Genomic DNA, 11,330 nt, shown 5'->3' on the forward strand with positions numbered 1-11,330 from the left:
GGCGTTGTGGGATGCAGCAGAGCTGCAACTTGCTCCTCTCCCTTTGGCGTCTAAGCTCCCTTAGTCACCTTTAGTTGTCTGTGATTAGGATCACGAGGAACTCAGCATGGCTCAAGCAAAGGAATTGGTGAAATCGGGTAAAACAGCTCTTCTCGAACCGGATCTGGAAAATCCACCTTCCAGCGCCCTGGAGTTGGACACCGAGACAGATACCCTCGAGAGCGAACTGGATACCGGTGACACTGATGCTTTTGATGAGGATGACGACGACGAAGAGGCAGCAGAGGAGGATGGAGAGACTGCCGCTACCGGTGCCAAAGGTCGCTCAAAGCGCAAGGCGGCCAGTAAGAAAAAGCCCTACACCGATGACTCTATCCGGGTCTACTTACAGGAAATTGGGCGTATTCGGCTGCTGCGGGCCGATGAAGAAATCGAGCTAGCCCGAAAAATTGCCGATCTGCTGGAGCTAGAGCGCGCTCGCGAGGCCGTTTTTCAGCGTATGGGCCTCTGGTCAGACCCAGAAGAGGTGCCGGACACCCTCTGGGCAGAAGAGGTCAAGATGTCCTTGCCGGAGTTTCGGCGGCGGTTGCATCGGGGGCGGCGGGCCAAAGAAAAGATGGTGCAGTCTAATCTGCGTTTGGTGGTGTCCATCGCCAAAAAGTACATGAACCGGGGCCTGTCTTTTCAGGATTTGATTCAGGAGGGATCCCTGGGCCTGATTCGGGCAGCCGAGAAATTCGACCACGAGAAGGGCTACAAGTTCTCCACCTATGCGACGTGGTGGATTCGACAGGCCATCACCCGCGCCATTGCCGACCAATCCCGCACCATTCGCCTGCCTGTCCACCTCTACGAGACGATCTCCCGCATCAAAAAGGTAACCAAGTTGCTTTCCCAGGAATTGGGCCGCAAGCCCACCGAAGAGGAGATCGCCACCCGCATGGAGATCACCATCGAGAAGTTGCGCTTTATCGCCAAGTCGGCCCAGCTTCCCATCTCTTTGGAAACCCCCATCGGCAAGGAAGAGGATTCTCGGCTGGGAGACTTTATCGAGTCGGATGGGGAGACGCCGGAGGATCGGGTGGCCAAAGTCTTGCTCAGAGAAGATCTGGAAAGCGTTTTGGAAACCCTCACCGCCCGCGAACGGGATGTGTTGAAGTTGCGCTACGGCTTGGATGATGGCCGCATGAAAACTCTGGAGGAAATCGGCCAGATCTTTAATGTCACCCGTGAGCGAATCCGGCAGATCGAGGCTAAGGCTCTGCGCAAGTTGCGCCACCCCAACCGCAACAGCGTGTTGAAGGAATACATCCGGTGACTCTGGGGCCCATTCCTTCTAGCTCTCAGGGAGAGCCGGGGCAAGGGATCCAAGAGAGTTCCCGGCCCCCTAAGGCAGACTGAGTTGGAACTGCCAACCCGCGCGATGGAGGATCTTCAGCATGAACTCGAACCAGACTCCGCGGATCCCAGTCTTTCTGAAAAAGCAGCCCTCTTTCTGGTGTTGGCCGCGGTGTGCGCCATCGGAGCTTTGGTGGCCAAGCTCACCATTGTCAAGCTCACCATTGTGGTGGGGCGCACCGTTCGCAAGGATTCCTATTTTCTCTCCCAGAGGGCTGGATTGGCGGATCCCTTTACACAGACTCAAGGACTGAGCGATTGCGGCGCTTCTGGGCAGCCTTGACTTTCTACACGGCCCTGCCTCTGGGGTGGGTCGGAGACTTGCCGTTTGAGGGCATTGCCGCCTGGCTGCCAGGGGTAGGTGTGTTGCTGGGCGGGATCCTCTCCCTGGCTGGGATCCTGTTGCAGATTTTCCCCAATCCGGTGCGGGCCGCTTTGCTCTTGGCCCTGTGGGTTCTCTTGACCGGTGGGCTGCACCTGGACGGGGTGGCCGATACTGCCGATGGCTTGGCGATCAATGTCCACAAGAATCCTTACAAAGGGGATCCGGAACGGTCAACTGAGGATGGACAAAAATCTGACTTGCAGGGATCCCGTCGCCGTCTGCAGGTGATGAGCGATAGCCACACCGGGGCCTATGGGGTACTGGCCTTGGTGCTGCTGCTGCTGCTGAAATTTGCTGCCCTGAGCAGCGTTCGAGCTTGGCCCCTCTTGCTGCTGGTGCCCGCCTGGGGGCGTTGGGGCCAGTTGCTCGCCATTGCCCTGTACCCCTATCTGCGAGAGCAGGGATCCGCCCGCTTCCTCAAAGACTCCACTTCCCTGCCGGGATCCCTGTGGCCGGGCACTCTGCTTGTGCTGGCCATCACCGGGGGGTTGGGCTGGGTCGGGCTCTTGGCTTGGCCCCCTTTGCTGCTCTGGACGCTGGGATCCGCCCTGGGGGCTTGGGCCGTGGGCTACTGGATCTACCGCCAGTTGGGAGGACACACGGGCGATACCTACGGAGCTACGGTGGAATGGTCAGAAGCGATAGCATTGCTGTGGGGATCTCTCATCGGGCCATCATGAATCTCCTGACCGTCCTGAAGACTTCCTTCCAGATTACCCTGGCTCCCCTATCCATCGACCGTGTCCACCAAGAGGCCTCCCATCCGGGCAATGGAGCTGTGGTGGTGATGAGCGGCACTGTTCGAGACAACACCAATGGCCGCCCTGTCGATTACCTGGAATACCAAGCCTACGAGCCCATGGCTCTGAAGGTCTTCGCCGATATTGCCCGACAAATTCAGCAGCACTGGCCAGATGCCAACAGTGTGGTCATCCACCACCGCATCGGCAAGCTGCACATTGGCGAGATCAGCGTCTTGGTGGCGGTGGGCACCCCTCATCGGGCCGAAGGGTTTGCTGCCTGCCAATTTGCCATCGACACCCTCAAGCACAACGCCCCCATCTGGAAAAAAGAATACTGGCGAGATGGCACCAGCGCCTGGGTGAGCATCGGTGCTTGCGAGCTCTCTTCGGCATAGATCCCCCTACACCATACCCACTTGCTCAGCCAAACCCAATTGCTGGCGGGCTGTTTGGCAATCTTGCTGAATTTGCTGAATCAAATCTGCCACCGTGGGAAATCTCCGCTCTGGGCGGATAAAGCCCCGTAGCGCCACCCGCACCTCTTGCCCGTAGAGATCTCCTGTCCAATCCAATAGATGCACCTCGACGGTGTGCTGTAAACCGGCAAAGGTGGGCCGATGGCCAATGTTCATCACCCCAGGTAGAGCTGCCGCAGCAGCAGGCACATCCACCCAAACGCTGTACACCCCATCGCGGGGCAAAAACTTCTCCGGAGGCAAGCGGAGGTTGGCGGTGGGAAAGCCCAGTTGTCGGCCCCGCTGATCCCCTTGCACCACTTCTCCCGTTAGCCGGTAAGGACGACCCAAGAGCGCTTCGGCGGTGGACACCTCCCCAGTCGCCAAGGCAGCTCGAATGCGAGAGCTGCTCACCCGTTCCCCGTTCAGTTTCGCCTCCGGGATCACCTCCACCGGAATGCAGCGCTCGGATCCCCAAGCCTGGAGCGTTTGGGCGTTGCCGGAGCGACGGTGACCAAAGCAAAAATCCCAACCGACGCTGAGATGGCGAACGCGCAGGCCCTGTTCAAGTACCGTTTGGATAAACTCTTGGGGGGGCTGGCAGGCAAATGCAGGGGTGAAGGGGAGCAGTACCACCTGCTCAAAGCCCATTTGCGCCAACAGATCCAGCTTTTCGGCAGGGGGAGTGAGCAACAGCTGAGGCCGCCTCGTCAAGACTTCCTGGGGATGGGGATGAAAGGTGAGGACAGTACGTACCCCCTGAAGAGAATCTCGAATCGGCTGCAGCACCTTCTGATGGCCCAGATGCAAGCCATCGAAGTTCCCGATGGCCACAGCGGTGGGTCGCAAGGTTTGAGCCAGATCAGAAGTGATGTGCACTGTCCGGGATCCTAAAAACAGCCAACCAACTGCCTACCCCAGAGGCCACAGCAGGGCCACCAACCCACTCAAGCCCACTACGCCCCACAAGCTCCGTCGCAGGCGCTGCAACACAGGATCAATCTGATACCTGACAATCAGCCGATGCTGAGCCAGCTCCTCTTCTGACTTGGCATACATCGCCCCATCGTACCAGCCACTTTCTTCATAGGGAATCTGGGCTTGTACCAAGCGCCGCCGCACATAAGCCCATCCCAAGTAGAGATGGAGCAACACCAGGCCGAGCAAGACATTGGCCCCCAGCACCGACCCAGAGACAAAGTGGCCCCAATCTCCGGCAAAGCTGCTCCAAACCAGCGGGGAAACCGCCAGCACAACAGCTCCCCAAACCCCAAAGATTCGTTTTAAGTAAGGGATCCACCCCAAAGCAGGCCAGGAAAAAGGAAAGGCTTCCCTCAGCTCTGCATATTGCCGGAGCGGCTGTTGCTCAGCGGGAATGGGATGGAAGGGATCCAGCATACGCCTTAACGTATCTACACAAAATGATACCGGTCGGGTCGGCCCCCCGCCAAGCCCATCCTCAGACCTCCATCTCCCAGCAGAGGCGGCTCAGAAATCGAGCCCGGATACCCCCCATCAACCGAAGGCAAGCGGGGTATCGTATTAAAGTGTGGTCGCGTCTAGAATTCATCTCATCATGAGCGTCACGAGCGAATCTGCCGCCACTGCCGCACCCTACGTGATCTTAAAAGAGCCGGATGGCAGCCAGAGGAAACACATTCTCTCGGGAGCGACCGCTTGGACCCTAGGCCGCGATGAAGACAACGCCATCGTCTTGAGCGATCCCAGCGTTTCCCGCCAACATGCCCTGCTGCAATACCTCGACAACAACAGCATCTATCTCATTGATCTGGGCAGCCGCAACGGCTCGTTTGTCAACAATCGCCGCGTCAGCATTCCCACCCTGCTGCAGGATGGGGATCACCTCACCCTTGGACAATCCCAGCTGGAGTTCCACAGCGGATCCCTGGCCAGCTCGGAACCCAGCCCTGCGGCCAAACCTTCGGACACCCTGGTTTTACAAACCCGCTGGCTGATCTCGGTGGCGGTGGTGGATGTGCGAGGTTACGGACAACTGACTCAACAACTGGACGAGCGCCTGCTTTCCCAGGTGATGGGCGATTGGTTCCGGCGGGGTGGGGATATCATTCAGCAGTACGGGGGCACTGTCGATAAATACATTGGCGATGCGATTATGGCCGTTTGGTTCCATGTGCCCCAAGCCAACACTGCTTCTCTGGGCACGGAAGTGCCGGGAATTCACCTCGATGTGAAGTCGGTTTTGCAGGCCATAGCGAAGCTGTTTCAAATGACCGAGCAGCTGAACGGTGAGTTTCCGCTGCCTTCTCCCATTCGTCTGGGGGCAGGGGTCAACACAGGCTCGGCAATCGTGCGCCAGGTGGGCAACAACACCCGCCAAGAATATACGGCTCTGGGAGATACGGTGAATTTGGCCTTTCGCATCGAGAGCGCTACCCGCACCCTCAACGCCGACCTGGCGATCAGCCAGGACACCTATACCTGCTTGGCCAAACAGCTGGGGCAGGCAGCCGCCTGCTTCTCCCATCAGGCTGTGGAGCTGAAGGGGTATGCCCACCGCCATCAGGTGTACTACTGCGATGTGCGGTCTTTGCAAGCCGTTCTCAGCCCCTAGACTTGGATCCGACTACCCGGAGATGTCTTGCCGCTGTCTGCTGTCTGACAGAGCAAGGTGGGGGATCCCGCTGTTCTTTTAGAACCTCCTGCTGCTCCTTGAGCCGATAAGATGGCAAGGCCCATTTCGACTGCACAAGAGCCTGGCCCATGACTCTGGTCAATCGCCCCGAGGTGGTGGCAGAGCTAACCGAACTCTACCATCAGTACGAAGCTGCCCTGACGAGCAATGATGTGCCCACCCTGAACCGCCTGTTTTGGGATGGCCCCCAGGTGGTGCGCTTTGGTGTGGGGGAAAATCTCTACGGGGGAGACGAGATCAAGGCTTTTCGCCAACGGCGTCCTCCCACGAATTTGGCCCGCGAGATGCTGCGTTTGCAGGTAGTCACCTTTGGGGCGGATTGCGGCTCGGTCACCTTAGAGTTTCGCCGTCCGGTGAACGGGATCCCTCGCTTGGGCCGCCAAAGCCAGATGGGGTACAGGTTCCCCGATATCGGCTGGAAGATTGTCTCTGCCCACGTGTCGTTTTTGGAAAAAGAAGAAATTGAGGGATCCATACAGCCCAGCAAGATCAGGTCAGCTTGCGCTCCCGGTGGGGCTTGGAGTTGGCGATCAAGCCCAGCCGTTAAGTATTCTTCACAAAAAGAATTAAGAAACATTGCTGCACAAGCTGCCGATTAGGAAAGACTTCTATATCTCTGAGGATAGATCTTTCCAAAAAAACTTGGGGGCAACAATCCACTCAAAAACTGAAATTATTTGTTAAGCAGGGATGATCAAAACCTGGTCAACCCGATGATAGGGATGAGGATAGAAATAAGGCATCCAGTCTGATTTGGGAGCAGTACCATGACTCAAACCATTGCCCAGTGTGCTCTACAAGGGGCCTCAGAGTTGCTCAGCCGCTACCAGCGGGGAGAGCGCCATTTTCCCCAGTCCTGCTTGGAGTATGCCTTTTTGAGGGGGGTCGATCTGCGAGGGGCCAATCTCGAGGGATCCGATTTGCATGGGGCTAACCTGCGCTACGCCAACCTGCGGGGCAGCAATCTGGCGAAGGCTGATCTGCGCTGTGCCGACCTGCGCTATGCCGACCTTGAGGGAGCCTGCTTGGAAGGAGCCAATTTGAGTGGCTCCCTCTACAATCACAACACCTGTTTCCCGGTGGGGTTTGATCCGGTGACGGCAGGGATGCAGCCCTTTGAATTTTGATTGGGGAAGGAGAGGGGATCCCTGAGCCCTCAGGCCAAGGGAAAGCGCTCCCGCAAATCTCGAATCACCGGAGCGGGCACCAGATGATCGATGGGGCCGCCCAGCTTGGCGACCTCCTTCACCAGGCTGCTGCTGACAAAACTGTGCTCGCTGGCGGTGGCAAGGAACAAGGTTTCCAGTTCGGGAGCCAAAAGCTTGTTGGTGTGGGCCATTTGCAGCTCCACATCGAAGTCCGACAAGACTCGCAAGCCGCGCACGATCACCTTTGCCCCCCGTTGACGGGCGTAGGCCACCGTCAGACCTGAAAACGTATCAACCTCAACATTTTTGAGATGGGCCGTGGACAGGCTAATCTGGGCTTGCCGCTGCTCGGGGCTGAACAGAGGGGTTTTGTTGGGGTTTTTCAAGACGGCGACAATCACCTTAGAAAAGAGACGACTGGCTCGCTCGATAACATCGAGATGCCCAAGGGTAATGGGGTCAAAGCTGCCGGGGTAGAGGGCGATCATGGCCAACTGTGCACTATTCCCTAGCCTACCTGGTCTCGGGCCCAAGCCAAATAGGTTGTGCTCACTTGAGTGGCTGCCAGAGCCAGGATCTCGGGCTCAGCGTAGGGGTGCAGCTCTCGCAGCCGTTGTTCCAGGCGGGGATAGGCAGTTGCGGGCAATTTGAGCAGGATGAGGAACTCGGCATCGGTCTGCAGGGATCCCTGCCAGCGATAGTAGGACGTGATCCCGGGCAAGACCTGGGCACAGGCCACATAACGTTCGGCCACCAAGGTATGAGCCAAGCGATGGGCCTCGGTTTCGGATCCCACCGTGGTCATGACAACCGCGAGGGTATCGGGTGTGATCTTGTCGTCCATGCGGGGCGGGGAAGTTGTTAGCCGGGCGGTTTCTCCCTATCCTATCGCCCGCCGGGCTAGGCGTTCCTAGCTCACCGAGGGCTTGGCTTTCCCAAAGTAGGGTCGCTTCTGGTGCCAGCGCCAGGCAGTTTGAATGATCTCGGCCAAGTCGGTGTAGAGAGGTTTCCAGTTGAGATCGCGAAGGATGGCACCGGCATCGCCCACCAAGCGCGGGGGATCCCCAGGGCGGCGCGCTCCCATTTGCATGGGGATCTGTCTTCCGGTCACGGCTGCTGCGGTGGCAATGACCTCTTTGACGGAAAAGCCTTGGCCATTGCCCAGGTTGTAGGCTGCTGGTACGGGTCGGCCAGAGGCCAGCGCTTCTATTGCCAACACGTGGGCTTGCGCCAGGTCGGTGACATGGATGTAGTCTCGGATACAGGTGCCATCGGGGGTATCGTAGTCCTCTCCAAAGACCGTGATGTGAGGACGTTGGCCGCCGGCGACCTCCAACACCAAGGGGATCAAGTGGGTTTCCGGGTCGTGGGCCTCCCCAATTTCACCATCGGGATCGGCTCCGGCGGCATTGAAGTAGCGCAGGCTAATGGATCGGATCCCGTGGGCAACCTGGAAATCTCGCAAGATCTGCTCCACCATCAGCTTGCTCTGGCCGTAGGGGTTGATGGGACGTTGCGGATGACTTTCGGGAATAGGGATCCGCTCTGGCACCCCGTAAGTGGCACAGGTGCTGGAGAGCACCAGGTAAGGGATCCCGTGATCTCGCATGGCCTCCAGCAAGTTCAGGGATCCGGCCACATTGTTGCGGTAGTATTTGCCGGGATCCTTGACCGACTCGCCCACATAGGCATAGGCAGCAAAGTGAATCACCCCTTCTGGGCGATAGTGCTGGATGACTTGATCAAGCCGCTTCCGGTCGGCAAGATCCCCAATCTCCAACGGCCCCCAGCGAACTGCCCAGGGGTGCCCGTAAACCAAGTTGTCGTAAGTGATGGGCAGATGGCCAGAGGCCGCCAGAGCTTTGCAAGTGTGGCTGCCGATGTAGCCCGCCCCGCCGGTAACCAGGAGACGCATAGGCAAACGTCAGATGGAAGATCCCACCCAGGGTAAAGGTTGTCAACGGGATCCCTTCAAGCTCCAAAAGCTTCTTTGGCGGCGTACATGACCTCCACACTGATCTCGGTCAAGCCCCGTTCGCGGGCAAATTTTTCGGTGTTGCGTTTAACCTTGCCGCGCACAAAGCCGGGCACCTTGTTCAGCTCCGCCTGGGCTTCCCGCGTCCAGATGAGGTCGGAATCGGCGCTCAGGCTCTTGTGAATCACCTCCTTGGTGTCGTGGCCACCGAAGATCTCCAACAGGTGATCTTCCATGCCCAGGGTAAAGGAGTTGTAGATCAAATCCACAATTTGGTTGGCGCCCTCGTAGCCCAAAAAGGGCCGGTAGCCGATAGGGAAATCCTGCACGTGGATGGGGGCCGAGATGACCCCACAAGGGATCCGCAGCCGTTTGCCCACATGCCGCTCCATCTGGGTGCCGAAAATCGCGGCAGGTTCCGCCTGGGCAATGGCGTCCGCCACGCGGGTGTGGTCCTCTGTCATCAAGACCTGATCGCAATATTCCCCCACCTCTGCCTGGAACCACTCTCCATCGTAGGTGCAATAGCTGCCCGCCCACACCACGTGGATCCCCATCTCGCGGGCCAAGATCTTGGTGATCGCTGCCGCGTGGGTGCAATCCCCGAAGACCACCGCTTTTTTGCCGGTCAGGTTTTGGCAGTCGATGGAGCGGGAAAACCAGGCCGCTTGGGAAATGTGCAGCGTTTGCTCCTGGATGTAGGCTTCATAATCGACAGGGATCCCTTGCTCATTCAGGATCTTCTGGATCTGGCGGATGAAGCGGGCCGTTTCCACCACCCCCATCGGGGTGATCTCGATGGAAGGCGTGCCAAACTCCTCCTGCAAGTAGCGAGCTGTCATCAGCCCCAGCTCCCGATAGGGCACCACATTAAACCAGGCCCGCCCCAGGTGTTTGAGATCGTGGACACTGGCCCCTTGCGGGATCACCAGGTTGAGCTGGATCCCCAGATCTCGCAGCAGCGCCTTCAGCTCCCGCAGATCGTGGGCATTGTGAAACCCCAGGCTGGAAATGCCAAGGATGTTACAGGAAGGACGCTCCGTCTTTTGGGGCGAGTCGTTCAGCTCCCCCTGTTTGCGAGCTTTGGTGATGTAGAACTCCACAATCTGGTGCAGGGTGCGATCTGCTGCCTGCAATTCGTTAACCCGGTAGTGGTTGACATCTGCCAGCATTACGTCGCAGCGACTGGCCAACTGGGCCTGCCGGACAAAGTGATGCAGATCTTCCTGCAAAATGCTGGAAGTGCAGGTGGGGGTGACCACGATCAAATCCGGGTGCTCCTCGCCGTCTTTGCGGACGATGTTGCGAATCACCTTTTCGTCGGATCCCCGCGCCAACACCTGCCGGTCAACGACGCTAGTGGTTACCGGAGTAAAATCCCGCTCTCGCTCCAACATGGAACGCATCACGTTGAAATAGTCGTCTCCCAGAGGAGCGTGCATGATGCTGTGAACGTTTTTGAAGGAGCTGGCCACCCGCAGCGTGCCAATATGGGCAGGGCCAGCGTACATCCAATAGGCCAATTTCATGGGCAGCCTCTCAAGAAAGCCAGAGACAAAATCAAGGATCCCAACCCACCGCCGGATGTGCACCCGCTGGGAATCTCTCCTGGCATTGTAGAACGCTCAGCAGCCGGCATCCCTTGGCTGTTATCCTCCGTAACTCCCAACCGAGACGCTCCCAAGCCAAACTCGATCAAAAGAAAAACAACCCTGCCAAGGCAAGTGTGATTACGGGGATCCCCCTACTCCGCCCAAAGGGCTTGTTCCATCCTAGAAATAGGAGCGATGGATACCCATCTGGCCCCAAAGTTCAAGCTGAGGAACCTCAGGGATCCTGACAGGGAATCGGCTGGTGGACAAGAGCAGAGGAGTTTTTGTATTTTTCGTTACATGTTAACTTTTGGAGACAAAACATGTAGCTCTACAACGTTGAGCAGAGATTCTTGTTTACAGAAGCAAGCTTTCTGTTGAGGAAGGCAGACTAACAGAGGGAAGAGAGATGGCTGATGTTTCCCTCAATACAAACTCGACACAGAGAATTGTCGATGGCTAGTAATTTTGCGCGCCGTAACCGACCAAAGGCTGCTGCTTCTTCAAAGGTTGAGGTGAAAGCTTATGGGTTCCACAACGATTTCTTGGCAACGTGCTCGCAAAGCTCCTCAGGAGCTGCCTGGTTCCATGACTTCTGTGCTTTTCAAGTCCACGGGTCGCCTGCGCGACTGGTTGCAGGCTCCGTTGCGTCCCATTCAATCGGCTATGGATAACTTTAGCATCCGCGATCCACGCTTGGCCCATTTCCTTTGCCAGTGGATCCCGGCCCGCTGCCCCTTTGAGCGAGATGTGGTGCTGTTTGGCCATAAGGTGATGCACATTCCGCCCATGTGTAAGCTCAACCCCCTCTACGACCAGGTGGCAGGGCTGCGCTTCCGGGCCTTGTCGTTTTTGGCGGAGCGAGGAGAAGACATTAGCCGTTACCTGTAAGGCAGCTTTTTCCACTAAATCTTTTTTCAAGGGATCCCTGGCCATCCAAAGCCTGCTGCCAAACTCCGG

The 11,330-nt window shown here is 57.7% G+C and carries 13 protein-coding genes and 1 pseudogene; 8 read left to right on the forward strand and 6 right to left on the reverse strand.

Annotated features, from left to right (window positions below):
• The first annotated feature begins 106 nt into the window (after positions 1–106).
• From rpoD to ACVWZG_RS03775, 4 genes are all read left to right on the forward strand, one after another.
• The gene (gene rpoD, locus ACVWZG_RS03760) at positions 107–1,318 is read left to right on the forward strand and encodes an RNA polymerase sigma factor RpoD (protein WP_414390936.1); all 1,212 of its coding nucleotides are present in this window, start codon (positions 107–109) and stop codon (positions 1,316–1,318) included.
• 105 nt (positions 1,319–1,423) lie between these two features.
• Positions 1,424–1,681: a hypothetical protein gene (locus ACVWZG_RS03765; protein ID WP_457406432.1), complete on the forward strand. Its 258-nt coding sequence runs from the start codon at positions 1,424–1,426 to the stop codon at positions 1,679–1,681.
• Positions 1,678–2,463, forward strand: a complete 786-nt coding sequence (locus ACVWZG_RS03770) for an adenosylcobinamide-GDP ribazoletransferase (RefSeq protein WP_457406430.1) — start codon at positions 1,678–1,680, stop codon at positions 2,461–2,463. The genes ACVWZG_RS03765 and ACVWZG_RS03770 overlap by 4 nt, the downstream gene beginning before the upstream one ends.
• Positions 2,460–2,921 carry a molybdenum cofactor biosynthesis protein MoaE gene (locus ACVWZG_RS03775; protein ID WP_457406428.1) on the forward strand — a complete coding sequence of 154 codons (462 nt, stop codon included), beginning with the start codon at positions 2,460–2,462 and terminating at the stop codon, positions 2,919–2,921. The genes ACVWZG_RS03770 and ACVWZG_RS03775 overlap by 4 nt, the downstream gene beginning before the upstream one ends.
• A gap of 6 nt (positions 2,922–2,927) precedes the next feature.
• Here the strand turns inward: ACVWZG_RS03775 and ACVWZG_RS03780 are convergent, their stop codons facing one another.
• Entirely contained in the window at positions 2,928–3,860 is a 933-nt protein-coding gene (locus ACVWZG_RS03780) for a bifunctional riboflavin kinase/FAD synthetase (RefSeq protein ID WP_414355748.1), read from the reverse strand.
• 33 nt (positions 3,861–3,893) lie between these two features.
• A complete protein-coding gene (locus tag ACVWZG_RS03785; protein ID WP_414390435.1) occupies positions 3,894–4,379 on the reverse strand; it encodes a CGLD27 family protein in 486 nt (161 codons plus the stop codon).
• A gap of 178 nt (positions 4,380–4,557) precedes the next feature.
• Between ACVWZG_RS03785 and ACVWZG_RS03790 the strand changes: the two genes are divergently transcribed.
• The 3 genes from ACVWZG_RS03790 to ACVWZG_RS03800 all read left to right on the forward strand — a co-directional run bounded on the left by ACVWZG_RS03790 (position 4,558) and on the right by ACVWZG_RS03800 (position 6,782).
• Positions 4,558–5,574, forward strand: a complete 1,017-nt coding sequence (locus tag ACVWZG_RS03790; RefSeq protein ID WP_414522977.1) for an FHA domain-containing protein — start codon at positions 4,558–4,560, stop codon at positions 5,572–5,574.
• Positions 5,575–5,723: 149 nt separating this feature from the next.
• Positions 5,724–6,254: an oxalurate catabolism protein HpxZ gene (gene hpxZ / locus ACVWZG_RS03795; RefSeq protein ID WP_457406425.1), complete on the forward strand. Its 531-nt coding sequence runs from the start codon at positions 5,724–5,726 to the stop codon at positions 6,252–6,254.
• Positions 6,255–6,422: 168 nt separating this feature from the next.
• Positions 6,423–6,782, forward strand: a complete 360-nt coding sequence (locus ACVWZG_RS03800; protein ID WP_414408536.1) for a pentapeptide repeat-containing protein — start codon at positions 6,423–6,425, stop codon at positions 6,780–6,782.
• Positions 6,783–6,811: 29 nt separating this feature from the next.
• Here ACVWZG_RS03800 and coaD read toward each other — a convergent pair whose 3' ends face one another.
• The 4 genes from coaD to bchB form a co-directional block, all read right to left on the reverse strand.
• Complete coding sequence (coaD, locus tag ACVWZG_RS03805) at positions 6,812–7,291, reverse strand: pantetheine-phosphate adenylyltransferase (RefSeq protein ID WP_011433776.1); 480 nt, start codon at positions 7,289–7,291, stop codon at positions 6,812–6,814.
• Positions 7,292–7,311: 20 nt separating this feature from the next.
• Positions 7,312–7,647, reverse strand: coding sequence for a divalent-cation tolerance protein CutA (gene cutA, locus ACVWZG_RS03810; RefSeq protein WP_414330961.1), 336 nt, complete (start codon positions 7,645–7,647; stop codon positions 7,312–7,314).
• A 66-nt stretch (positions 7,648–7,713) separates the two neighbouring features.
• Positions 7,714–8,718, reverse strand: a complete 1,005-nt coding sequence (gene galE, locus ACVWZG_RS03815; protein ID WP_457406424.1) for a UDP-glucose 4-epimerase GalE — start codon at positions 8,716–8,718, stop codon at positions 7,714–7,716.
• Between the two features lie 56 nt (positions 8,719–8,774).
• Positions 8,775–10,307, reverse strand: a complete 1,533-nt coding sequence (gene bchB / locus ACVWZG_RS03820) for a ferredoxin:protochlorophyllide reductase (ATP-dependent) subunit B (protein ID WP_457406422.1) — start codon at positions 10,305–10,307, stop codon at positions 8,775–8,777.
• Positions 10,308–11,015: 708 nt separating this feature from the next.
• Between bchB and ACVWZG_RS03825 the strand changes: the two are divergent.
• Positions 11,016–11,261, forward strand: a pseudogene (locus ACVWZG_RS03825) (Mo-dependent nitrogenase C-terminal domain-containing protein); the annotation flags it as partial.
• Positions 11,262–11,330 lie beyond the last annotated feature (69 nt).

This window comes from Thermostichus sp. OS-CIW-33, from assembly GCF_054059615.1.

Bases quoted from the DNA above. Each gene is read 5' to 3' on its own strand.
- ACVWZG_RS03790 (WP_414522977.1), top strand. From the start codon at position 4,558: ATGAGCGTCACGAGCGAATCTGCCGCCACTGCCGCACCCTACGTGATC.
- cutA (WP_414330961.1), bottom strand. From the start codon at position 7,647: ATGGACGACAAGATCACACCCGATACCCTCGCGGTTGTCATGACCACG.
- galE (WP_457406424.1), bottom strand. From the start codon at position 8,718: ATGCGTCTCCTGGTTACCGGCGGGGCGGGCTACATCGGCAGCCACACT.
- bchB (WP_457406422.1), bottom strand. From the start codon at position 10,307: ATGAAATTGGCCTATTGGATGTACGCTGGCCCTGCCCATATTGGCACG.
- hpxZ (WP_457406425.1), top strand. From the start codon at position 5,724: ATGACTCTGGTCAATCGCCCCGAGGTGGTGGCAGAGCTAACCGAACTC.
- ACVWZG_RS03785 (WP_414390435.1), bottom strand. From the start codon at position 4,379: ATGCTGGATCCCTTCCATCCCATTCCCGCTGAGCAACAGCCGCTCCGG.
- ACVWZG_RS03800 (WP_414408536.1), top strand. From the start codon at position 6,423: ATGACTCAAACCATTGCCCAGTGTGCTCTACAAGGGGCCTCAGAGTTG.
- rpoD (WP_414390936.1), top strand. From the start codon at position 107: ATGGCTCAAGCAAAGGAATTGGTGAAATCGGGTAAAACAGCTCTTCTC.
- coaD (WP_011433776.1), bottom strand. From the start codon at position 7,291: ATGATCGCCCTCTACCCCGGCAGCTTTGACCCCATTACCCTTGGGCAT.
- ACVWZG_RS03765 (WP_457406432.1), top strand. From the start codon at position 1,424: ATGGAGGATCTTCAGCATGAACTCGAACCAGACTCCGCGGATCCCAGT.
- ACVWZG_RS03775 (WP_457406428.1), top strand. From the start codon at position 2,460: ATGAATCTCCTGACCGTCCTGAAGACTTCCTTCCAGATTACCCTGGCT.